At 63.2% G+C, this 22130-nt stretch carries 25 protein-coding genes and 1 tRNA gene; 20 read left to right on the forward strand and 6 right to left on the reverse strand.

The window, feature by feature from the left end; genetic code table 11:
* Nucleotides 1–59 precede the first annotated feature (59 nt).
* The 3 genes from ahpF (at nucleotide 60) to E3U47_RS21930 (ending at nucleotide 2921) form a co-directional block, all read left to right on the forward strand.
* Nucleotides 60–1622 carry an alkyl hydroperoxide reductase subunit F gene (gene ahpF, locus E3U47_RS21920; protein ID WP_134693693.1) on the forward strand — a complete coding sequence of 521 codons (1563 nt, stop codon included), beginning with the start codon at nucleotides 60–62 and terminating at the stop codon, nucleotides 1620–1622.
* A gap of 173 nt (nucleotides 1623–1795) precedes the next feature.
* Nucleotides 1796–2365 (forward strand): SPOR domain-containing protein, encoded by a 570-nt coding sequence (locus E3U47_RS21925; RefSeq protein ID WP_134693694.1) that lies wholly within the window; start codon nucleotides 1796–1798, stop codon nucleotides 2363–2365.
* 130 nt (nucleotides 2366–2495) lie between these two features.
* On the forward strand, nucleotides 2496–2921 hold the full coding sequence (locus E3U47_RS21930; RefSeq protein ID WP_134693695.1) for a GTP pyrophosphokinase: 426 nt from the start codon (nucleotides 2496–2498) through the stop codon (nucleotides 2919–2921).
* 6 nt (nucleotides 2922–2927) lie between these two features.
* Here E3U47_RS21930 and E3U47_RS21935 read toward each other — a convergent pair whose 3' ends face one another.
* From E3U47_RS21935 to E3U47_RS21945, 3 genes are all read right to left on the reverse strand, one after another.
* Entirely contained in the window at nucleotides 2928–3620 is a 693-nt protein-coding gene (locus E3U47_RS21935) for an endonuclease (RefSeq protein WP_134693696.1), read from the reverse strand.
* A gap of 6 nt (nucleotides 3621–3626) precedes the next feature.
* Nucleotides 3627–3869, reverse strand: a complete 243-nt coding sequence (locus E3U47_RS21940; protein WP_134693697.1) for a DUF1654 domain-containing protein — start codon at nucleotides 3867–3869, stop codon at nucleotides 3627–3629.
* 228 nt (nucleotides 3870–4097) lie between these two features.
* A complete protein-coding gene (locus tag E3U47_RS21945; protein ID WP_134693711.1) occupies nucleotides 4098–5186 on the reverse strand; it encodes an asparaginase in 1089 nt (362 codons plus the stop codon).
* 339 nt (nucleotides 5187–5525) lie between these two features.
* Between E3U47_RS21945 and E3U47_RS21950 the strand changes: the two genes are divergently transcribed.
* The 7 genes from E3U47_RS21950 (at nucleotide 5526) to E3U47_RS21980 (ending at nucleotide 12578) form a co-directional block, all read left to right on the forward strand.
* Nucleotides 5526–6473 (forward strand): sugar ABC transporter substrate-binding protein, encoded by a 948-nt coding sequence (locus tag E3U47_RS21950; protein ID WP_134693698.1) that lies wholly within the window; start codon nucleotides 5526–5528, stop codon nucleotides 6471–6473.
* A gap of 131 nt (nucleotides 6474–6604) precedes the next feature.
* Complete coding sequence (locus E3U47_RS21955; protein WP_134693699.1) at nucleotides 6605–8152, forward strand: sugar ABC transporter ATP-binding protein; 1548 nt, start codon at nucleotides 6605–6607, stop codon at nucleotides 8150–8152.
* Nucleotides 8149–9141: an ABC transporter permease gene (locus E3U47_RS21960; RefSeq protein WP_134693700.1), complete on the forward strand. Its 993-nt coding sequence runs from the start codon at nucleotides 8149–8151 to the stop codon at nucleotides 9139–9141. The genes E3U47_RS21955 and E3U47_RS21960 overlap by 4 nt, the downstream gene beginning before the upstream one ends.
* Nucleotides 9142–9145: 4 nt before the next feature.
* Nucleotides 9146–10168, forward strand: a complete 1023-nt coding sequence (locus tag E3U47_RS21965) for a LacI family DNA-binding transcriptional regulator (protein WP_134693701.1) — start codon at nucleotides 9146–9148, stop codon at nucleotides 10166–10168.
* Nucleotides 10169–10177: 9 nt separating this feature from the next.
* Nucleotides 10178–11086, forward strand: coding sequence for a ribokinase (rbsK, locus tag E3U47_RS21970; RefSeq protein ID WP_134693702.1), 909 nt, complete (start codon nucleotides 10178–10180; stop codon nucleotides 11084–11086).
* Nucleotides 11083–11487 carry a D-ribose pyranase gene (gene rbsD, locus E3U47_RS21975; protein WP_134693703.1) on the forward strand — a complete coding sequence of 135 codons (405 nt, stop codon included), beginning with the start codon at nucleotides 11083–11085 and terminating at the stop codon, nucleotides 11485–11487. The genes rbsK and rbsD overlap by 4 nt, the downstream gene beginning before the upstream one ends.
* An 80-nt stretch (nucleotides 11488–11567) precedes the next feature.
* Complete coding sequence (locus E3U47_RS21980; RefSeq protein ID WP_134693704.1) at nucleotides 11568–12578, forward strand: nucleoside hydrolase; 1011 nt, start codon at nucleotides 11568–11570, stop codon at nucleotides 12576–12578.
* On the opposite strand, the gene E3U47_RS21985 is transcribed toward E3U47_RS21980, so the two are convergent.
* The gene (locus E3U47_RS21985; protein ID WP_134693705.1) at nucleotides 12550–12762 is read right to left on the reverse strand and encodes a hypothetical protein; all 213 of its coding nucleotides are present in this window, start codon (nucleotides 12760–12762) and stop codon (nucleotides 12550–12552) included. The genes E3U47_RS21980 and E3U47_RS21985 overlap by 29 nt on opposite strands.
* Before the next feature lie 289 nt (nucleotides 12763–13051).
* Between E3U47_RS21985 and E3U47_RS21990 the strand changes: the two genes are divergently transcribed.
* Nucleotides 13052–13372: an I78 family peptidase inhibitor gene (locus E3U47_RS21990; RefSeq protein WP_134693706.1), complete on the forward strand. Its 321-nt coding sequence runs from the start codon at nucleotides 13052–13054 to the stop codon at nucleotides 13370–13372.
* Between the two features lie 211 nt (nucleotides 13373–13583).
* On the opposite strand, the gene E3U47_RS21995 is transcribed toward E3U47_RS21990, so the two are convergent.
* Together E3U47_RS21995 and E3U47_RS22000 are read right to left on the reverse strand one after the other, a co-directional pair.
* On the reverse strand, nucleotides 13584–13796 hold the full coding sequence (locus E3U47_RS21995) for a cold-shock protein (RefSeq protein ID WP_110993890.1): 213 nt from the start codon (nucleotides 13794–13796) through the stop codon (nucleotides 13584–13586).
* Nucleotides 13797–13959: 163 nt separating this feature from the next.
* Nucleotides 13960–14262, reverse strand: coding sequence for a hypothetical protein (locus tag E3U47_RS22000; protein WP_134693707.1), 303 nt, complete (start codon nucleotides 14260–14262; stop codon nucleotides 13960–13962).
* Nucleotides 14263–14598: 336 nt separating this feature from the next.
* Here E3U47_RS22000 and thrS point away from each other — a divergent pair, with 336 nt between their 5' ends.
* The 9 genes from thrS to E3U47_RS22045 all read left to right on the forward strand — a co-directional run bounded on the left by thrS (nucleotide 14599) and on the right by E3U47_RS22045 (nucleotide 22078).
* Nucleotides 14599–16521 (forward strand): threonine--tRNA ligase, encoded by a 1923-nt coding sequence (gene thrS, locus E3U47_RS22005; RefSeq protein ID WP_134693708.1) that lies wholly within the window; start codon nucleotides 14599–14601, stop codon nucleotides 16519–16521.
* A 17-nt stretch (nucleotides 16522–16538) separates the two neighbouring features.
* Entirely contained in the window at nucleotides 16539–17072 is a 534-nt protein-coding gene (infC, locus tag E3U47_RS22010; RefSeq protein ID WP_046857825.1) for a translation initiation factor IF-3, read from the forward strand.
* A 63-nt stretch (nucleotides 17073–17135) separates the two neighbouring features.
* Nucleotides 17136–17330: a 50S ribosomal protein L35 gene (gene rpmI / locus E3U47_RS22015; RefSeq protein WP_003250667.1), complete on the forward strand. Its 195-nt coding sequence runs from the start codon at nucleotides 17136–17138 to the stop codon at nucleotides 17328–17330.
* Nucleotides 17331–17357: 27 nt separating this feature from the next.
* On the forward strand, nucleotides 17358–17714 hold the full coding sequence (gene rplT / locus E3U47_RS22020) for a 50S ribosomal protein L20 (protein WP_003250671.1): 357 nt from the start codon (nucleotides 17358–17360) through the stop codon (nucleotides 17712–17714).
* 111 nt (nucleotides 17715–17825) lie between these two features.
* The gene (gene pheS / locus E3U47_RS22025; protein WP_023629191.1) at nucleotides 17826–18842 is read left to right on the forward strand and encodes a phenylalanine--tRNA ligase subunit alpha; all 1017 of its coding nucleotides are present in this window, start codon (nucleotides 17826–17828) and stop codon (nucleotides 18840–18842) included.
* Nucleotides 18843–18873: 31 nt separating this feature from the next.
* The gene (pheT, locus tag E3U47_RS22030) at nucleotides 18874–21255 is read left to right on the forward strand and encodes a phenylalanine--tRNA ligase subunit beta (protein ID WP_134693709.1); all 2382 of its coding nucleotides are present in this window, start codon (nucleotides 18874–18876) and stop codon (nucleotides 21253–21255) included.
* Between the two features lie 4 nt (nucleotides 21256–21259).
* On the forward strand, nucleotides 21260–21562 hold the full coding sequence (gene ihfA, locus E3U47_RS22035) for an integration host factor subunit alpha (RefSeq protein ID WP_009394049.1): 303 nt from the start codon (nucleotides 21260–21262) through the stop codon (nucleotides 21560–21562).
* Nucleotides 21543–21899 carry a MerR family transcriptional regulator gene (locus tag E3U47_RS22040; RefSeq protein ID WP_023629031.1) on the forward strand — a complete coding sequence of 119 codons (357 nt, stop codon included), beginning with the start codon at nucleotides 21543–21545 and terminating at the stop codon, nucleotides 21897–21899. The genes ihfA and E3U47_RS22040 overlap by 20 nt, the downstream gene beginning before the upstream one ends.
* 102 nt (nucleotides 21900–22001) lie before the next feature.
* Nucleotides 22002–22078: transfer RNA gene (locus E3U47_RS22045), tRNA-Pro, on the forward strand.
* Nucleotides 22079–22130: the final 52 nt, after the last annotated feature.

Genomic DNA, 22130 nt, shown 5'->3' on the forward strand with positions numbered 1-22130 from the left:
GCCCGGGCGACCACGCCTGGGCGTTTTTGTATCCGAGTTTTGAAAAAGGAATCGCCCGTATGTTGGACGCCACGCTTAAATCGCAACTGAAAACCTACCTGGAGCGGGTCACCCAGCCGATCGAGATCGTTGCCTCCCTTGACGACGGCGCGAAGTCCCGCGAATTGCACGACCTGCTGGTGGAAATCGCCGGCCTGTCGAACCTCATTACCTTCAGCGCGGATGGCAGCGACGCCCGTCGTCCTTCGTTCTCGCTGAACCGCCCGGGTGCCGGTATAAGTTTGCGCTTCGCCGGCATCCCCATGGGCCATGAATTCACTTCCCTGGTGCTGGCGCTGCTGCAGGTCGGCGGTCACCCGTCCAAGGCCAGCGCCGAAGTGATCGAGCAGATCCAGGCCTTGGACGGTGAGTTCACCTTCGAGACCTACTTCTCGCTGTCGTGCCAGAACTGCCCGGACGTGGTCCAGGCGCTGAACCTGATGGCGGTGCTCAACCCCAACGTGCGCCATGTGGCCATCGACGGCGCGCTGTTCCAGGACGAAGTCGACGCCCGCAAGATCATGGCGGTGCCAAGCATCTACCTGAACGGCGAATTGTTCGGCCAGGGCCGCATGGGCCTGGAAGAGATCCTCGGCAAGCTCGACACCAATGCCGGTGCCCGCCAAGCCGAGAAGATCAACGCCAAGGACGCTTTCGACGTGCTGGTGGTCGGCGGTGGCCCCGCTGGTGCCGCGGCGGCCATCTATGCCGCGCGTAAAGGTATCCGCACCGGTGTTGCCGCCGAGCGTTTCGGCGGCCAGGTGCTCGATACCCTGGCCATCGAGAACTTCATCTCGGTACAGGAAACCGAGGGGCCCAAGCTGGCCACCGCGCTGGAAGAACACGTCAAGCAGTACGACGTCGACATCATGAACCTGCAGCGCGGCGAGGCGCTGATCCCGGCCACCGATGGCGGCTTGCACGAAGTGCGCCTGGCCGGCGGCGCCTCGCTCAAGGCCAAGACCGTGATCCTCGCCACCGGTGCCCGCTGGCGCGAAATGAACGTGCCGGGCGAGCAGGAGTACCGGGCCCGTGGCGTTGCCTATTGCCCGCACTGCGACGGCCCGCTGTTCAAGGGCAAGCGCGTGGCAGTGATCGGTGGCGGCAACTCGGGCGTGGAGGCAGCCATCGACCTGGCGGGCATCGTCGCCCAGGTCACCCTGATCGAGTTCGACAGCCAGTTGCGCGCCGATGCCGTGCTGCAGCGCAAGTTGCACAGCTTGGCGAACGTGAAGGTGATCACCAGTGCGTTGACCACCGAGGTGATGGGCAACGGCGAGAAAGTGACCGGCCTGCGCTACAAGGACCGCAGCACCGAGCAGGTTCATGACCTGGCGCTGGAAGGCATCTTCGTGCAGATCGGCCTGCTGCCGAACACCGACTGGCTCAAAGGCACCGTTGAACTGTCGCCGCGTGGCGAGATCATCGTCGATGCCAAGGGTGCCACCAGCATTCCTGGGGTTTTTGCCGCCGGTGACGTGACCACGGTGCCGTACAAGCAGATCGTGATCGCCGTGGGCGAGGGCGCCAAGGCCTCGTTGGCCGCCTTCGACCACCTGATCCGCAGCTCGGCGCCGGCGTGAGTCGAACGCCGTAGGTGAAAGCGCCGTCATGCCTTTGGGCTGGCGGCGTTTTCGTATGGCTGCTCCGGCAGTTTCCCACGACATACTCTGCAACCTTCCACTATCGCCTTACCCCTGCGGCCTGCCCCCGCGCTCATGCTAGAATCCGCCCCTTCGAATCTGGAGGTAGACGCGTGCGCAAACTGGCGGTGGTAATGGCGGTGCTAGCCCTGGCGGGCTGTGACAACGAGGTCGAAGGTGTGCACAAGCAGGTGGCCGAACATCTGCACAACCCCAAGACGGCCAAGTTCGCCAACGTGCGCTTCGACACCCAGGGTTCCATCTGCGGCCAGGTGCGCGGCAAGGACGACAGCGGCCAGTACGAGCCTTATCGCAGTTACGTGGCGATCAAGCACGACGGCCAGTACGAGATCCTCATCGACCAGACCGGCAACAACCTGCGCATTCGTGAAGTCTGCGGCGGTGCCGACCTGCAGCGCCGAGCCGATGAGCTGGCTGAGCAGCCAGCGCCGCAAGGCTGGGATGTGGAAGTGATTCAGGGCCCGAACATGGGCGCGCTGACCGACATGACCGCGCGGCTGATCGAGAAGGGTATCCCGTCGTCGGTGGAGTATCGCGAGGGCAAGCCGGTGGTGTTGATGGGGCCGTTCCCGAGCAAGGTCGAGGCCGAGGCGCGCAAGGCCGAGGTGATGGGCAAGCTGGGCACCGATTCGATCGTCATCCAGCACGGCGCCAAGCGCTGAGCCCCACACGCTGTGCGACCCGCCTTGCCTCGTAGGCGCCAGCCTTGCTGGCGCATGCGCTGGAACACGTGGCCCGGCCCTGCTGTCACAGCTATGCTGACAAGGGTAGGGGCGAGCGGGGGAGCACCTCATGGCAACGCTGGAACGGGCCATTGCGGTGGCCATCAAGGCACATGAAGGGCAGTACGACAAAGGCGGGGCGGCCTACATCCTCCACCCGTTGCGGGTGATGGAACGGGTGGTCACCCCCGAGCAACGCATCGTCGCGGTGCTGCACGACGTGCTGGAAGACACCCCGTTCACCCTCTCGGACCTGGCCCGAGAAGGCTTCCCGTTGAAGATCCTCGCCGCGCTGCTGGCCCTGAGCCGCCGTGAGGGGGAGAGCTACGAGGCCTTCGTCATCCGCCTGGGCGTCGACCCCTTGGCACGCCAGGTCAAGTTGGCCGACCTGGCCGACAACAGCGACTTGTCGCGTATTGCCCATCCCGGCCCCGCGGACTTGGCCCGGCTGAGCCGCTACCAGCAAGCCAGCGCCTACCTGCAGGCGCTGGCCTGAGCGGCATCAGCCACAGGCCTTGAGGTTGACCGGCCCGACGAACGCGTTGCCATGCCCCATCACGCATGCCACCTGCTGGTTGCGTTGCAGCTCCCAGGCCTGCGGCGGGTAGGTCTTGTTCCAGGCCTCGAACAGTTGCCGGTCCTGCTTGGACAGGCGCAGGTCGTACTGTTTGCTCATGTAGAAGTAGGTGCGTGCGATCATGCCGCGGATCGATGGCCGCGGCATGACCTTCTTGGCCTTGAAGTCGACCTGGGTCAGGCAACTGCCGTACTGGCCATGTTGCTCGGGCAGCCAGCCGAAGCTGTAGTTGCTGCGATCGCCGTTGACCTCGCCGATGCTTGGCACCAGGTTGTGCAGGTCGGCTTCGGCGCGCTGGTAGACCTTGTCGTTGCGCGAACAATTCTTGCGCCCGCCGCTTTGCCAGCACTGGCGCTGGTGGCCGATCTGCCAGGCCGGGACGATGTGTTCCCACTCGATGCGCGAGGCGCGGTTGAGGTTCTTGCGCGGCGCGTAGCCACATGAGGCCAGGTCGACTTTGTTGCCTTTGTACTTGCAACCGCAATAGAACTCGGTGGACTGCGGCGCGTACAGCTTCCAGGCGACCTTCTTGGCCTCCTGGAAGGTGCGCGGAGCGTCGGCGTGGGCGAGCGGGGTGGTCAACAGCAGGCAGGCGACAGCGAAAAGCGAAACTCTCATGCGGGGTCAGTCTTCCTTGGGCACGGTCCAGAAAATCTGCACGCCACCGTCGTCACGGTGGGCGAGGGTGACGTTGTCGTTCTCGGCGATTTCCTCGAGCAGGGTGGCCCAGTCGTCGGGCGACTCGTGCTCGAGGCGGAAGATCAAGGCGGCGCGGCTGCGCTGGGCGGTGGGGCTGTTGATGATCTTCTGGATGCGCTGACCCAGTTGTTCATAACTGCTTGGCGACGCGGAGGCGGGTTTGGCCACGGGGCTTTTCCTTGTTTGCTGTATGTGCATACAGTATTTCACTGTAAGCCGTTTCGCAACAGCAGGTAGGGCGAAAGCCGTATAAGACCGTGGTAGCAGGATTGGTTCCGTGCAAGCAGTGTTCGCCGGCAAGCCGGCTCCTACAGTGGATTGCGCCATACCTGTAGGAGTCGGCTTGCCGGCGAATCAACCGGAACCACCAACGGCCCGGTTGAGCTCAAGCGCGGATCAGTATTCCCAGAAGATCCGCTGCAGCTCCTTGCTGTCCTGGGTCTTGGTCATTGCGACCATGGCCAGGATTCGCGCTTTCTGCGGGTTCAGGTCGTGGGCCACGACCCAGTCGTTCTTGTCGTCAGGCTGTTCGGCGTTGCGCAGCACGAAGCCACCCTGGTTGACGTGGGACGAGCGAATGATCTGCACGCCGTTCTTGCGCAGCTCCTGCAGGGCAGGGACCACCCGCGACGACACCGAACCGTTGCCGGTACCGGCATGGATGATCGCCTTGGCGCCAGCCTGGGCCAGGGCCTTGTAGGCGGTGTCGGTCACGTTGCCGTAGCCGTAGGCGATGTCCACGGCCGGCAGTTTGCTGATTTGCTTGATGTCGAACTCGGAGTTGACGGTGTGGCGCTTGGCCGGCAGGCGGAAGAAGTACGACTTGCCTTCCACCACCATGCCCAGCGGGCCCCACTGGCTCTTGAAGGCTTCGGTCTTGATGTTGACCGACTTGCTGACGTCGCGACCCGACTGGATCTCGTCGTTCATGGTCACCAGCACGCCCTTGCCGCGAGCGTCCTTGCTGCTGGCCACGGCCACGGCGTTGTACAGGTTGAGCATGCCGTCGGCGGACATGGCGGTGCCCGGACGCATCGAACCGACCACGATGATCGGCTTGTCGGTTTTTTCCACCAGGTTGAGGAAGTAGGCGGTCTCTTCCAGGGTATCGGTGCCGTGGGTGATGACGATGCCGTCGACATCCTTGCTGTCGGCCAGCTCGGCGACGCGCTTGCCCAGTTTCAGCAGGTCGTCGTTGCCGATGCTCTCGGAGGCGATCTGCATCACCTGCTCGCCGCGCACGTTGGCCAAATCCTGCAGCTCCGGCACGCCGGCGATCAGCTTGTCGATGCCCAGCTTGGCGGCCTGGTAGGTGGCGCTGTTGGCGGCGCTGGCGCCAGCGCCGGCGATGGTGCCGCCGGTGGCCAGGATCACCACGTTGGCGAGCTTCTGTTGTTGCGCGGCTTCCTTGGCGGAAACGGCGGTCGGCAGCACCAGCAGCAGCGCCAGGGCGCTCGGTGCGAAGGTGTTCAGGGCGAATTTCATCATTTCTGCTTCTCTCTTCCTGGGTGAGATGTTCTCGATGTCGCGCGAATACAAAGGCAGATTTCGTACCAGCAACTACCGTTCGTCGTATTTCATTTTGACTCCCGAAACACTGGGGGTTAGCGGGCGGCCCGGTGCAGGCGCCGCAATCTGTCGTTCGGCAGCCCGAACAAGCGTAGGAAAGGTGTTCGGTTTTTCGGATAAATTGCGGATAATCCGACAGGCGTGCCCTTGGCCTGGGCCTGCGAATGGATTTGACAAAAGCGGGGCCTGTTTCCATAGTGAGCTACCGCAAACGTTTGCGATCCGATAAAAACCACAAGATTCGGAGTCATTTCCATGAAGCTGCCGTTTTCCGGCCGTCCCCTGGCCTTCGCCGTCGTTTCTTCGTTGCTGTTCTCCCTGCCGGCCGCCCATGCCGAAGACAAGCCCAAGGTCGCGCTGGTGATGAAATCCCTGGCCAACGAGTTCTTCCGCACCATGGAGGACGGCGCCAAGGCCTACCAGAAAGACCACGCCGCCGAGTTCGAGCTGGTCGCCAACGGCATCAAGGACGAGACCGACACCGGCAACCAGATCCGTATCGTCGAGCAGATGATCGCCACTGGCGCCAAGGCCCTGGTGATTGCCCCGGCCGACTCCAAGGCCCTGGTGCCGGTGGTGAAGAAAGCCATGGACGCCGGCATCACGGTGGTCAATATCGACAACCGCCTCGACCCCGACGTGCTCAAGAGCAAAGGCATCAGCGTGCCCTTCGTCGGCCCCGACAACCGCAAGGGCGCGCGCCTGGTGGGCGACTACCTGGCCCAGCACAAGCTCAAGGCTGGCGACCAGGTCGGCATCATCGAAGGCGTGCCGACCACCACCAATGCCCAGCAGCGCACCGCCGGGTTCAAGGACGCCATGCAAGCGGCGCAGATGAAGATCGTCTCGGTGCAGTCGGGTAATTGGGAAATCGACAAGGGCAACGCCGTGGCCGCCTCGATGCTCAATGAATACCCTGAACTCAAGGCGTTGCTGGCCGGTAACGACAGCATGGCCCTGGGCGCGGTCTCGGCCGTGCGCGCCGCCGGCAAGACCGGCCAGGTGCAGGTGGTCGGTTACGACAACATCAATGCCATCAAGCCGATGCTCAAGGACGGCCGGGTGCTTGCCACCCTTGACCAGGCGGCCAGCCAGCAGGCGGTGTACGGCATCCAGGCGGCGCTGAAGATGGTCAAGGGCGAGCAGCCAGGCGTGGATGCCGACAATGTCATCCAGACCCCGGTCGAGCTTATTACCCAGTGATGTTGCGATCCCTGTAGGGGCGGGCTTGCCCCGCGATCACCGGCGTAGCCGGCGCCATGCGCCGCGTCGACTGCTTCGCGGGGCAAGTCCGCTCCTGCCAGGGGGTTGTGCCAACCTAGGAGAGAATGGCCATGTCAGTACCGGCCAATGAAACCGTGCTAGCCGTCAGCGGCCTGGGCAAGACCTACGCCCAGCCCGTGCTCGGCGATATCACCCTCGAGCTGCGCGGCGGCGAGGTGCTGGCCCTGACCGGCGAGAACGGCGCGGGCAAGTCGACCCTGTCCAAGCTGATCAGCGGCCTGGAGATCCCCAGCACCGGGCAGATGCTTTATCGCGGCCAGCCCTACAGCCCCGGCAGCCGCGCCGAGGCCGAGCGCCTTGGCGTGCGCATGGTGATGCAGGAGCTAAACCTGCTGCCCACCCTGACCGTGGCCGAGAACCTGTTTCTCGACAACCTGCCCAGCCGTTTTGGTTGGGTCAACCAAAAGCGCCTGCGTCAGCTGGCCAGCGCGGCCATGGCCCAGGTTGGCCTGGACGCCATAGACCCGGATACGCCCGTGGGCGAGCTGGGCATCGGCCACCAGCAGATGGTCGAGATCGCCCGCAACCTGATCGGTGACTGCCACGTACTGATCTTCGACGAGCCCACGGCCATGCTCACCGCCCGCGAGGTGGAGCTGCTGTTCACCCAGATCGAGCGCCTGCGCCAGCGCGGCGTGGCCATCGTGTATATCTCCCATCGCCTCGAAGAGTTGCAGCGCGTGGCCCAGCGCATTGCCGTGCTGCGTGATGGCAGGCTGGTGTGTGTCGAGCCGATCCAGCGCTACAGCAGCGCCGAACTGGTCAACCTGATGGTCGGCCGTGAGCTTGGCGAGCATATCGACCTGGGCCGGCGACAGATCGGCGCGCCCTTGCTCAAGGTCGACAAGCTCAGCCGCGGTGACAAGGTTCGCGGGGTGTCGTTCGAGGTCAGGGCAGGGGAGATCTTCGGCATCTCCGGCCTGATTGGCGCCGGGCGTACCGAGCTGCTGCGCCTGATCTACGGCGCCGACCACGCCGACAGCGGCAGCATTGCCCTTGGCCAGCGGCAGGTAACCATCGATTCGCCCAAGGCAGCAGTCAAAGCCGGCATCGCCCTGATCACCGAGGATCGCAAGGGCGAAGGCCTGCTGCTGTCGCAATCGATCAGCGCCAACATTGCCCTGGGCAACCTTGGCGCGGTGTCCCGTGCCGGGGTGCTCGACCAGGGCGCCGAGCGTGCCCTGGCCGAACGCCAGATCAACGCCATGCGTATCCGTAGCGCCAGCCCTGCCCAGGCAGTCGGCGAGTTGTCCGGTGGCAACCAGCAAAAGGTGGTGATTGGCCGATGGCTGGAGCGCGACTGCCAGGTGCTGCTGTTCGACGAACCCACCCGCGGTATCGATGTCGGCGCCAAGTTCGACATCTATGGCTTGCTCGCCGAGCTGGCGCGCCAGGGCAAGGCCCTGGTGGTGGTGTCCAGCGACCTGCGCGAGCTGATGCTGATCTGCGACCGCATCGCCGTGCTCAGCGCCGGCCGTCTGATCGACACCTTCGACCGCGACGGGTGGACCCAGGACCAACTGCTTGCCGCCGCCTTCGCCGGCTACCAGAAACGTGATGCCCTGCTGCACGACGCAGCTCCCAGGATGGACGCATGAAAACCACAACAAACATCTCGGGTGCCGCGCCCGTGCGCCGCAGCGGCACCTATTTCGGCCTGGGTACCTACCTGGGCCTGGCTGGCGCCTTGCTGGCGATGATCGTGCTGTTCTCGCTGCTCAGCAGCCACTTTCTGTCCTATGCCACCTTCAGCACCCTGGCCAACCAGATCCCCGACCTGATGGTGCTGGCGGTGGGCATGACCTTTGTGTTGATCATCGGCGGCATCGACCTGTCGGTAGGCTCGGTGCTGGCGCTGGCGGCGTCCACGGTCAGCGTGGCGATCCTCGGCTGGGGCTGGGGCGTGCTGCCCGCGGCGCTGCTGGGCATGGCCGTGGCGGCCTTGGCTGGCAGCCTCACCGGCAGCATCACCGTGGCCTGGCGCATCCCCTCGTTCATCGTCTCGCTGGGTGTGCTGGAAATGGCCCGCGGCCTGGCCTACCAGTTCACCGACTCGCGTACCGCCTATATCGGCGATGCTTATGCCTGGTTCTCCAACCCGGTGGCCTTCGGTATTTCCCCTGCCTTCATCATCGCCCTGCTGGTGATCGTGCTGGCCCAGTTGGTGCTGACGCGTAGCGTGTTCGGCCGCTACCTGATCGGCATCGGTACCAATGAAGAGGCGGTGCGCCTGGCCGGTATCGACCCGCGTCCGTACAAGATCCTGGTATTCGCCCTGATGGGCGTGCTCGCCGGGCTGGCCGCGCTGTTCCAGATCTCCCGGCTGGAAGCCGCCGACCCCAACGCCGGTTCCGGCCTCGAGTTGCAGGTGATCGCCGCCGTGGTAATCGGCGGCACCAGCCTGATGGGCGGGCGTGGTTCGGTCATCAGCACTTTCTTCGGCGTGCTGATCATTTCGGTGCTGGCCGCTGGCCTTGCGCAGATCGGCGCTTCGGAACCCACCAAACGCATCATCACCGGGGCGGTCATCGTCGTCGCCGTGGTGCTCGACACTTACCGCAGCCGGCGCGCGAGCCGGCGGAACTGAACCCATGGCTACCATTAAAGACGTCGCGGCACTGGCGGGTATTTCCTATACCACCGTGTCCCATGTATTGAACAAGACCCGCCCGGTCAGCGAGCCGGTGCGGCTGAAAGTCGAGGCGGCGATCGCCGAGCTCGACTACGTGCCCAGCGCCGTGGCCCGCTCGCTGAAGGCGCGCAGCACCGCCACCATCGGCTTGCTGGTGCCCAACAGCGTCAACCCGTACTTCGCCGAGCTGGCCCGGGGGATCGAGGACGCCTGTGAGCGCAATGGTTATTGCGTGATCCTGTGCAACTCCGACGACAACCCGCAGAAGCAGCGCAGCTACCTGCGGGTGCTGCTGGAAAAGCGCATCGACGGCTTGATCGTCGCCTCGGTGGGCGAGGACCAGGACCTGCTTGCCAGCCTCGGCGGCGTGCGCACGCCAATGGTCATCGTCGACCGCGCCCTGGATGGCGTGGCCGCCGACCTGGTGCGCATCGATCACGAGCAGGGTGCCTACCTCGCCACCCGCCATCTGCTGGAGCTTGGCCATCGCGAGATCGCCACCATCGCCGGCCCGGTCGATACCGGCGTCAGCCAGCTGCGCCTGGCCGGGTTTCGCCGGGCCATGGCCGAGGCGGGTGCGCCCATTGCCGCCGGCCATGTGCTGCACAGCGATTTCACCAGCCCCGGCGGCCATGCCGCGGCGGCGCGCCTGCTCGATGGCGAACGGCCCACGGCGATCTTCGCCGGCAACGACATGATCGGCTTCGGTGTGCTGCGCGCCGCCGCCGAGCGCAATATCGATGTACCCGGCGAGCTGTCGGTGATTGGCTTCGACGATATCGAGCTGAGCCGCTACGTGTACCCGGCGCTGACCACGGTCGGCCAGTCGATCCGCGAGCTGGGCGAAAACGCTGCCGGCCTGTTGCTGTCGCGCATCGGCACACCCAGCCGCGGCGAGGCCGAGCAACGCATCGTCGCCCCGCGCATCGTCCTGCGTGAGTCCACCGGGCCGCGCCCGGACCTGTTCAACGATTACCGGTAAGGAATAACCATGAATGCCAAGGTGGTTGTGGTCGGCAGCCTCAACATGGACCTGGTGGCCCGCGCCCAGCGCTTGCCCCGTGGCGGCGAGACCTTGCCCGGCGAAAGCTTCTTCACCGCCCCTGGCGGCAAGGGCGCCAACCAGGCAGTGGCGGCAGCCCGGTTGGGCGCCAGCGTGGCGATGATCGGCAATGTCGGTGAAGACGCCTATGGCCAGCAGTTGCGTCGCGCCCTGGAGGTGGAGGGCATCGACTACCAAGGGGTTGGCGTGTGCAACGGGGTTTCCAGCGGCGTGGCGCTGATCGTGGTGGATGCCGCCAGCCAGAACGCCATCGTGATCATTCCTGGCGGCAATGGCCTGCTTGGGCCTGAGTCGGTGCGCCGTTTCGACAGCCTGCTGCAGCAGGCCGAGGTGATCATCTGCCAGCTGGAGGTGCCTGCCGCAACCGTGGCCTGGACCCTGGCCCGTGGCCGTGAACTGGGCAAGACGGTGATCCTCAATCCGGCACCGGCCAGTGGCCCACTGCCGGCGGAATGGTTCGCCCATATCGATTACCTGATTCCCAACGAGAGCGAAGCCGAGGCCCTGTCCGGCCTGCAGGTCAACGACCAGGACAGCGCCCGGCGTGCCGCCGAGCGCTTGCGCAAGATGGGCGCGGGCAAGGTGATCGTCACCCTCGGCGCCCAGGGTGCGTTACTGGTCGATGCCGCTGGCAGCCGGCATTTTCCGGCCCCTCGCGTGCAGCCGGTGGATACCACCGCGGCAGGCGATACCTTCGTTGGTGGCTTTGCCGCCAGTCTGGCATGTGGTCTGCCCGAGGATGAGGCGATCGGCTTTGGCCAGCGCGCAGCCGCGTTGTCGGTGACCCGTGTCGGCGCGCAGCCGTCGATTCCGTACCTAAAGGAGCTGGCACCATGAAAAAGACCGCGCTGCTGAATATCGCCCTGTCGCGTACCATCGCCGGGCTCGGGCATGGCGACATCCTGGTGATTGGCGATGCCGGGTTGCCAGTGCCGGCGGGGGTGGAACTGATCGACCTGGCGCTGACGCCCGGTATTCCGACCTTCGCCAGTGTCCTGCGCGCGGTGCTCAGCGAGATGCAGGTGGAGCACCATGTGCTGGCCGAGGAAGTGTTCCAGGCCGCGCCACCGGCCTTGGCGGATCTCGAGCAGTTGCATGCCCGTGGCGAGCTTGGCCAGCGCGGGGTGATGAGCCATGCCGATTTCAAGGGCTTGTGCCGCCAGGCGCGGGCCGTGGTGCGTACGGGGGAGTGCAGGCCCTACAGCAATATTGCCCTGGTGGCTGGCGTTACCTTCTAGACCGAACGCAAGGGCTGCGCCTGTGATAGATCGCGAAGCGGCCGCCCCTGAATCCATCCCCTAGCAACAAGGAGTGCTGAATGTCCCTGAAAACCTTGCTCCAAGGAGCCGTGCTCATGTCCGCGCTGGCTGCTACCTCTGTCATGGCCGCCCCGCGCGACCTGATCATCGACACTGATCCCGGTGCCGACGATGTGGTGGCGCTGCTGCTGGCCATGGCCTCGCCGCAAGAGCTGAAGATGCGCGCCATTACCACCGTCGCTGGCAACGTGCGCCTGGAAAAGACCTCGCGCAATGCCCGCCTGGCCCGTGAGTGGGGCGGCCGCGAAGACATCCCGGTGTATGCCGGGGCAGGGCGCCCACTGGTGCGTACGCCGATCTACGCGGCCAACGTGCATGGCGAGGAAGGCCTGACCGGCGTGCAGGTGCACGAGCCGAAGAAACCCTTGGCCAAAGGCAATGCGGTGCAGTACCTGATCGACACCCTGAGCGCCGCCGAGCCTCACAGCATCACCATCGCCATGCTTGGCCCGCAGACCAACCTGGCCCTGGCGCTGATCCAGAAGCCCGAGATCGTCAGCGGCATCAAGGAAGTGGTGGTGATGGGCGGCGCGCACTTCAACGGCGGCAACATCACCCCGGCGGCGGAGTTCAACCTTTACGCCGACCCCCATGCCGCCGAAGTGGTGCTAGGCAGCGGCGTCAAGCTCACCTACCTGCCGCTGGACGTGACCCACAAGGTGCTCACCAGCGACGCTCGCCTTGAACAGTTGGCGGCAGTGAACAACAAGGCCAGCAAGCTGGTGGTGGATATCCTCAACGCCTACATCAAGTTCGACATGGACAACTACGGCATGCCTGGCGGCCCGGTGCACGATGCCAGCGTGATCGCCTACCTGCTCAAGCCCGAGCTGTTCAAGGGCAAGCAGGTGCATATGCTGGTCGACAGCCGCGAAGGCCCGACCTTCGGCCAGACCGTGGCCGACTGGTACGGCGTGCTCAAGCAGCCGGCCAACGTGACCTGGATCGAGGAGGGCGATGCCCAGGGCTTCTTCGACCTGCTCAGTGCGCGCCTGGCCCGATTGCAATAGCCTCGAGTGGCGCGTGGCGCTCGAGCACCTGTTCGATGAAGCTGCGCGCTGCCTCACCGCCGCGATCGCGCACCAGCAGGTCGACGGCAATCAGCATCAGCTCTTCGGGGGTGCTGGGGCTGTAGGCGCTCTGTCCCTCGTCCCACTTGACCTTGATATCGGCATCGATGCTGTGGCTGCTCATGGGGCGGTTCTCGCTGGGGCCTTGGGGATAGGTCGAATACCGCGTCCTGGCGTTCGAAGGGGAGGCTGTTTCGCGCTCCGCTTCTTGCAGTAAATCATGCCTTTGCCGCAGGGGCCCTGCGACTTAAGCATAAGCACCGGGCGGGGCCGAACCGCAGGTTTGGTGCAAAATTCAGTCACGATTGCGTTTCGCGTCTAGCGCCGCGGTCAGGCAGAATTGTGCGGTTTTGCAACAAACAGTTGGTGGAACTGTCCGATAGTGCAGTTCCCAGATCGATTTAGGAGGATTCATGTTCCGTACCCGCGCTTCCCTGGCGACCCTGCTGGTGGCTTCCGTCCTGGCAGGTTGCAGCACCGGCGGCTCTTCGGGTGGCAGCAGCGCCCCCGCCGCCCCGGCCGACAACCACGGCCGCTGCGAAGCCAGTGGCGCCGACTTCACCATCGGCAAGCCGGCCAGCCCTGCGCTGCTGGAGCAGGCGCGCAAGGCCAGCGGTTCGCAAATGGCGCGCATCCTCACGCCGCATGATGTGATCACCCTGGAATACCGCTCCGAGCGCCTCAACCTGAACGTCGACGACAAGGGTGTGGTCACGCGTGTGAACTGCGGCTGATCCAAGCCCAGAATTGGCCCATTTGTAGGAGCGGCCTTGTGTCGCGATAGGGGCGCGCAGCGGCCCCAAGTTCGTCGCCACAACACAGATCGCCGGGGCCGCTTTGCGGCCCTTTCGCGGCGCAAGGCCGCTCCTACAAAGGGGCTGCATTGTTCTGACAGCCCATAAAAAAACCCGCCACAAGTGGCGGGTTTTTTACAGCTATCCGAAATTACTCCGGACGAACCTGCGCAGCCTGCATGCCCTTCTGGCCGCGCTCGGCAACGAAGGAAACGGTCTGGCCTTCTTTCAGGCTCTTGAAGCCGTCGGTTTCGATGGCCTTGAAGTGTACGAACAGGTCGTCGCCGCCGCCTTGAGGAGTGATGAAGCCGAAGCCTTTTTCATCGTTGAACCACTTGACGGTGCCGGTTTGGCGATTGGACATGGGGTGAATCTCCAGAAACATGATTTTTTATCGGGGTGCAGTGTCGCCTAAGCTTCAGTGGCACCGACGACACTATAGTCTAATTCTTCGCATCTAGCGCCTATTACCTTCGCAGGATGTTGATCCAAGGCAAAAGATGCGACGGGTAGCCGGAAAAACCGGCCTATTTTGGCTTGCAACTGGCCTGGACCACCTGCTGGGCCTTCTGCATCAGCTTGGCGTCTACGCCGTCCTGGCTGTCGAGGTCCTCGATCTCCTTGTCGTTGAAATTCTTCTTGATGGCTTGGGCACCACACTCGCAGTGCTTCTTGGCTGTCGCCGCATCCACGCCTTGGCCGCTCGCCACTTGTTGGCACTGTGCCATATAGGACGCTTCCTTGCCGGCGGGGAAATTGCCTGCGTTGGCAGTCAGGGGCAGCAGCAGGGCGCTCGCGGCGCAGGCAGCCAGAAGGGACTGAAGTCGCATAACCGGACACTCCTTGGTTAATAGTCTCATCAAGAGTAGGTTGCTTCAGAAAGTCTGATAGGAAATTTTCCGCAAGAGTTCACCGCCAAGGCGTAAATTCCAAATATTTCTGCCGGCCGCTCTAGCCCCGTGCTAGCATGCCTCCCTTGCGCCACGCCCTGTGCGGGCGCATTTCTCTTTATACCTTCCAGTCACTCTGGTTCGTCCCTGGCAGGCCGAAAGGTCTCTGCCACTGTGAGGCAGGCTTTCCCGCGGGAAAGGCAGGGCGGATCTTGTACTGGCTCATCCCAACCCACGTGACCTTTGGTAGGGGTCACCACTAGGAGAGGAGGCGCCATGCCCGTAATTACTCTTCCCGATGGCAGTCAACGCACGTTCGACCAGCCGGTATCCGTAGCCGAAGTCGCCGCTTCGATTGGCGCGGGCCTGGCCAAGGCCACCCTGGCCGGCAAGGTCGATGGCAAGCTCGTCGATGCCTGCGACAAGATCGACCACGACGCCACCCTGCAGATCATCACCCCTAAAGATGAAGAGGGACTGGAGATCATCCGTCACTCGTGCGCCCACCTGATCGGCCACGCCGTGAAACAGCTGTACCCGACCGCCAAGATGGTGATCGGCCCGGTGATCGATGAAGGTTTCTACTACGACATCGCCTACGAGCGTCCTTTCACCCCCGAGGACCTCGCCGCCATCGAAAAGCGCATGCAGCAGCTGATCGAGAAGGACTACGACGTCGTCAAGAAGATGACCCCGCGCGCCGATGTCATCGAGGTGTTCACCCAGCGTGGCGAAGACTACAAGCTGCGCCTGGTCGAGGACATGCCCGATGAACAGGCCATGGGCCTGTACTACCACGAAGAATACGTCGACATGTGCCGTGGCCCGCACGTGCCGAACACCCGCTTCCTCAAGGCGTTCAAGCTGACCAAGCTCAGCGGCGCCTACTGGCGTGGCGATGCCAAGAACGAACAGCTGCAACGTGTGTACGGCACCGCCTGGGCCGACAAGAAGCAGCTGGCGGCGTACATCCAGCGCATCGAAGAAGCCGAAAAACGCGACCACCGCAAGATCGGCAAGCAGCTCGACCTGTTCCACCTGCAGGAAGAAGCACCGGGCATGGTGTTCTGGCACGCCAATGGCTGGACCGTGTACCAGGTGCTCGAGCAGTACATGCGTAAAGTGCAGCGCGAGAACGGCTACCAGGAGATCAAGACCCCGCAGGTGGTCGATCGTATTCTCTGGGAGCGTTCCGGCCACTGGACCAACTACGCCGAGAACATGTTCACCACCGCCTCGGAAAGCCGTGACTACGCGGTGAAGCCGATGAACTGCCCGTGCCACGTGCAGGTGTTCAACCAGGGCCTGAAGTCCTACCGCGACCTGCCGCTGCGCCTGGCCGAGTTCGGCGCCTGCCACCGCAACGAGCCGTCCGGCGCGCTGCATGGCATCATGCGCGTGCGTGGCTTCGTGCAGGACGATGCGCACATCTTCTGCACCGAGGAGCAGGTGAAGAAGGAAGCTGCCGACTTCATCAAGCTGACCCTGGATGTGTACAAGGACTTCGGCTTCACCGACGTCGCCATGAAGCTGTCGACCCGTCCGGCCAAGCGCGTGGGTTCCGAAGAGCTGTGGGATCGCGCCGAAGGCGCCCTGGCCGATGCCCTGAACGACTCGGGCCTGGAGTGGGAATACCAGCCGGGCGAGGGCGCGTTCTACGGTCCGAAGATCGAGTTCACCCTGCGCGACTGCCTCGGCCGTAACTGGCAGTGCGGCACCCTGCAGTACGACCCGAACCTTCCAGAGCGCCTGGATGCCAGCTACATCGCCGAAGATAACAGCCGAGTTCGCCCGGTAATGCTGCACCGCGCCATCCTCGGTTCGTTCGAGCGCTTCATCGGCATGCTCATCGAGCATTACGCTGGCGTGTTCCCGGCCTGGCTCGCCCCGACCCAAGCCGTGATCATGAACATCACCGACAAACAGGCCGATTTCGCCCTCGAGGTGGAAAAAGCCCTGAACGGTAGCGGATTCCGTGCCAAGTCGGACTTGAGAAATGAGAAGATCGGCTTTAAAATCCGCGAGCATACGTTGCTGCGGGTCCCTTACCTTTTGGTTATAGGGGATCGCGAAGTCGAAACGCAAACCGTCGCTGTGCGCACCCGTGAAGGCGCAGACCTGGGCTCGATGCCCGTCGCGCAGTTCACTGAGCTGCTGTCGCAAGCGGTTTCCCGGCGTGGTCGCCAAGAATCGGAGTAAAGATTATTAAGCGTGAAATGAGAAACGATAAACGAACTGCACCGAAAGCCCCGATCAACGAGAATATCTCGGCACGCGAGGTTCGGTTAATTGGTGCTGACGGCGAGCAGATTGGCATCGTCTCGATTGATGAAGCGCTGCGTATCGCTGATGAAGCGAAGCTGGATCTGGTGGAAATCTCTGCAGACGCGGTACCGCCCGTCTGCAAGGTGATGGACTACGGCAAGCACCTCTTCGAGAAGAAGAAGCAGGCCAACGAAGCCAAGAAGAACCAGAAGCAGATCCAGATCAAAGAAATCAAGTTTCGTCCAGGGACGGAAGAAGGGGATTACCAGGTAAAACTACGCAACCTGGTACGTTTCCTTAGCGATGGGGACAAGGCCAAGATCTCTCTGAGATTCCGCGGCCGTGAGATGGCCCACCAGGAGCTGGGCATGGAGCTGTTGAAGCGGGTCGAAGCTGACCTCGTGGAATACGGCACCGTTGAGCAGCATCCGAAGATGGAAGGACGCCAGCTTATGATGGTCATCGCCCCCAAAAAGAAGAAGTAATCTCCCGGGCACGGCAGGCCTGATGATTATTGTGTAATTTTTATTCGAATGCGGAGTTCCAACATGCCAAAAATGAAAACCAAGAGCGGTGCTGCGAAGCGCTTCCTGAAGACGGCTTCCGGCTTCAAGCACAAGCACGCTTTCAAGAGCCACATCCTGACCAAAATGTCGACCAAGCGTAAGCGTCAACTGCGCGGTGCCAGCTTGCTGCACCCGTCTGACGTGGCAAAAGTCGAGCGCATGCTGCGCGTTCGTTAATTCTGGTTAAGATAGAGGAAGTTACTCATGGCTCGTGTTAAGCGCGGCGTTATCGCTCGTAAGCGTCACAAAAAAATTCTGAAACTGGCTAAAGGCTACTACGGTGCACGCTCGCGCGTATTCCGCGTTGCCAAGCAAGCGGTCATCAAGGCAGGCCAATACGCCTACCGCGACCGTCGCCAGAAGAAGCGTCAGTTCCGCGCACTGTGGATCGCTCGTATCAACGCCGGTGCCCGCACCAACGGTCTGTCGTACAGCCGTCTGATTGCTGGCCTGAAAAAAGCGTCGATCGAAATCGACCGCAAGGTTCTGGCTGATCTGGCAGTGAACGAAAAAGCGGCGTTTGCTGCGATTGTCGAGAAGGCTAAAGCCGTACTGGCTTAAGTACCCACGACAATCATCCGGCGGCGCCTGCGCCGTCGGGTGTAAAACGTCATCGGATAGGGGAAGAGCCTTCAAAAGCTCTTCCCCTATTTTCGTATCTGGAGTCTGTACATGGAAAACCTGGACGCGCTGGTCGCCCAAGCCCTCGAGGCCGTGGAACGCGCTGAAGACATCACTACCCTGGAACAGATCCGGGTCCAATATCTCGGCAAGAAAGGCGAGCTGACCCAGGTGATGAAGACCCTGGGCAACCTGCCAGCCGAAGAGCGCCCCAAGGTCGGCGCGCTGATCAACGACGCCAAGGAACGCGTTACCGACGTGCTCAACGCACGCAAGGCCGCCTTTGAAGAGGCCGAGCTTAACGCTCGCCTGGCCGCCGAATGCATCGACGTGACCCTGCCAGGCCGTGGCCAGACCACCGGCGGGCTGCACCCGATCACCCGTACTCTCGAGCGCATCGAGCAGTTCTTCACCCACATCGGCTACGGCATCGCCGAAGGCCCTGAGGTCGAAGACGACTACCACAACTTCGAAGCGCTCAACATCCCCGGCCACCACCCGGCCCGGGCGATGCACGACACCTTCTACTTCAACGCCAACATGCTGCTGCGCACCCACACCTCGCCGGTCCAGGTGCGCACCATGGAAAGCACCCAGCCGCCGATCCGCATCGTCTGCCCAGGCCGTGTGTACCGTTGCGACTCGGATATCACCCACTCGCCGATGTTCCACCAGGTCGAAGGCCTGCTGGTCGATCGCGGCATCAACTTCGCCGACCTCAAGGGCACCATCGAAGAGTTCCTGCGGGTGTTCTTCGAGAAAGAACTGGCCGTGCGCTTCCGCCCGTCGTTCTTCCCCTTCACCGAGCCGAGCGCCGAAGTCGACATCCAGTGCGTGATGTGTTCCGGCAAGGGCTGCCGCGTGTGCAAGCAGACCGGCTGGCTGGAAGTGATGGGCTGCGGCATGGTCCACCCGAACGTGCTGCGCATGTCCGGCATCGACCCGGAAGAGTACCAGGGCTTCGCCTTCGGCATGGGCGCCGAGCGCCTGGCCATGCTGCGCTATGGCGTCAACGATTTGCGTCTGTTCTTCGACAACGACCTGCGGTTCTTGGCTCAATTCCGCTAGGCCCAATCGACGCAACTTTCAGGAGAACAGCATGAAATTCAGTGAACAGTGGCTGCGCGGTTGGGTAAACCCGCAAGTCTCCCGTGACGAACTGGTCGCCCGCCTGTCCATGGCCGGCCTCGAAGTCGACAGCGTGACCCCCGCTGCCGGCCAGTTCAGCGGCATCGTGGTGGGCGAGATCCTCACCACCGAACAACACCCGGACGCCGACAAGCTGCGCGTGTGCCAGGTGAGCAACGGCGCAGAGACCTTCCAGGTGGTCTGCGGCGCCCCGAATGCCCGCCCAGGCATCAAGATCCCGTTCGCCATGATCGGCGCCGAACTGCCGGGCGACTTCAAGATCAAGAAGGCCAAGCTGCGCGGCGTCGAATCCTTCGGCATGCTCTGCTCGGCTGCCGAGCTGCAGATCAGCGAAGAGAACGACGGCCTGCTGGAACTGGCCGCCGACGCCCCGGTTGGCCAGGACATCCGTCAGTACCTGAACCTGGACGACGCCAGCATCGAGATCGGCCTGACCCCGAACCGCGGCGACTGCCTGTCCATCGCTGGCCTGGCCCGTGACGTCAGCGCCCTGTACGACGTGCCGGTCACCCGCCCGGTGGTGCCAGCCGTACCGGCTGCCCACGACGAAGTGCGCCCGGTCGAAGTCAGCGCCCCGGCCGCCTGCCCGCGCTACCTGGGCCGCGTGATCCGCAACGTCGACCTGAGCAAGCCGACCCCGCTGTGGATGGTCGAGCGCCTGCGCCGCAGCGACGTGCGCAGCATCGACGCCGCCGTCGACATCACCAACTACGTGATGCTCGAGCTCGGCCAGCCGATGCACGCCTTCGACCTCGCCGAAATCAACGGTGGCATCCGCGTACGCATGGCCGAAGAGGGCGAGAAGCTCGTCCTGCTGGACGGCCAGGAAGTTGCCCTGCGCGCCGACACCCTGGTGATCGCCGACCACACCCGCGCCCTGGCCATTGCCGGCGTGATGGGTGGCGAGCACAGCGGCGTCAACACCGAGAAGACCCGCGACCTGTTCCTCGAAAGCGCCTTCTTCGAGCCGATTTCCGTTGCCGGCAAGGCCCGTTCCTACGGCCTGCACACCGACGCTTCGCACCGCTACGAGCGCGGCGTGGACTCGCAACTGGCCCGTGAAGCCATGGAGCGCGCCACCGCCCTGATCCTCGAGATCGTCGGCGGCGAAGCAGGCCCCGTAGTCGAGACCGTGAGCGAGCAGCACCTGCCGAACATCGCGCCGATCACCCTGCGCGCCGAACGCATCACCCAGATGCTTGGCATGGAGATGGACGCCGCCCAGGTCGAGCAACTGCTCAACGCTCTGGAGCTGAAAACCAGCGCAAACGGGGCAGGGCAGTGGACGGTCACCGTCCCAAGCCACCGCTTCGACGTCAGCCTGGAAGTCGACCTGATCGAAGAGCTGGCCCGCCTGTACGGCTACAACAACCTGCCGGTCCGCTACCCGCAGGCCCGCCTGGCCCCGCAAGCCCGCCCGGAAACCCGCGGCGAGCTGCCGAACCTGCGCCGTCTGCTGGTCGCCCGCGGCTACCAGGAAGCCATCACCTACAGCTTCATCGACCCGAAACTGTTCGAGCTGTTCACCCCAGGCGTCGAGCCGCTGCTGCTGGCCAACCCCATCTCCAGCGACATGGCCGCCATGCGCGCCTCGCTGTGGCCGGGCCTGGTCAAGGCCATGCAGCACAACCTCAACCGTCAGCAAGACCGCGTGCGCCTGTTCGAAAGCGGCCTGCGCTTCGTCGGCCAGCTCGGTGACCTCAAGCAGCAACCGATGATCGCTGGCGTCGTCACTGGCAGCCGCCTGCCGGAAGGCTGGGCCAACGGCCGCGACAGCATCGACTTCTTCGACGTCAAAGCCGACGTGGAAGCCCTGCTGGGTTACTCCGGTGCCCTGAGCGACTTCACCTTCGCCGCCGGCAAGCACCCGGCCCTGCACCCCGGCCAGACCGCCCGCATCGAGCGCGACGGCAAGGAAGTCGGTTACCTCGGCGCGATCCACCCCGAGCTGGCCAAGACCCTCGGCCTCGACCGCCCGGTGTTCGTCTTCGAGCTGGTGCTCGGCGATGTAGTCGAAGGCCGCCTGCCGAAGTTCAGCGAGCTGTCCAAGTTCCCGGAAACCCGTCGTGACCTGGCCTTGATCGCAGGACGTGATGTAGCTTCTAGCTCGGTGCTTGAAGTAATTCGTGACAATGCGGGCGAATGGCTCACAGACCTCAGGCTGTTTGACGTCTACCAGGGTAAAGGCATTGATCCTGATAGAAAAAGCCTGGCGGTCGGCTTGACCTGGCAACATCCATCGCGCACTCTTAACGACGATGAGGTGAATGAAACCCTGCAAACCATCCTCACCTCGCTTGAACAAAGGTTGAACACCACGTTAAGGAAATAACGGCATGGGTGCTCTGACGAAAGCTGAGATGGCCGAAAGGCTGTACGAGGAGCTGGGGCTTAACAAGCGTGAGGCCAAGGAGCTGGTCGAGCTGTTTTTCGAAGAAATTCGGCACGCGCTTGAAGACAACGAGCAGGTCAAGTTGTCCGGTTTCGGCAACTTCGACCTTCGCGACAAACGCCAGCGGCCGGGCCGCAACCCTAAAACAGGGGAAGAGATCCCGATCACCGCGCGCCGCGTCGTCACCTTTCGTCCAGGGCAGAAGCTGAAAGCCCGGGTAGAGGCCTATGCTGGAACCAAGCCATAACGACGAGCTGCCCCCCATCCCGGGCAAACGCTACTTCACCATCGGTGAAGTCAGCGAGCTCTGTGCGGTAAAACCGCACGTGCTGCGCTACTGGGAGCAGGAGTTCACGCAGCTCAACCCGGTGAAGCGCCGTGGCAACCGGCGGTACTATCAGCGCCAGGACGTGCTGATGATCCGCCAGATCCGCGCTTTGCTGTATGACCAAGGCTTTACCATTGGCGGGGCGCGGTTACGGCTCTCCAGTGATGAGGTCAAGGATGAGTCCAGCCAGTACAAGCAGCTGATTCGGCAGATGATTGCGGAGTTGGAGGATGTGTTGGTGGTGCTCAAGAAGTGACCAAAGCCGATGAATGGAAAGTTTTTTGAAAAAAAGCTTCCATTAATCAAAAGGTTAGGGTAAATTTCTTCTCGTTCTCGGCAGCATTGAGAACCGCCTTGTCGGGGCGTAGCGCAGCCCGGTAGCGCACTTGCATGGGGTGCAAGGGGTCGAGTGTTCGAATCACTCCGTCCCGACCATTATTGAAACGAAAAAGCCCAGTCGAAAACGACTGGGCTTTTTCGTTTGCTC

It is taken from the genome of Pseudomonas sp. RIT623 (assembly GCF_004519305.1).
Taxonomy (GTDB): domain Bacteria; phylum Pseudomonadota; class Gammaproteobacteria; order Pseudomonadales; family Pseudomonadaceae; genus Aquipseudomonas.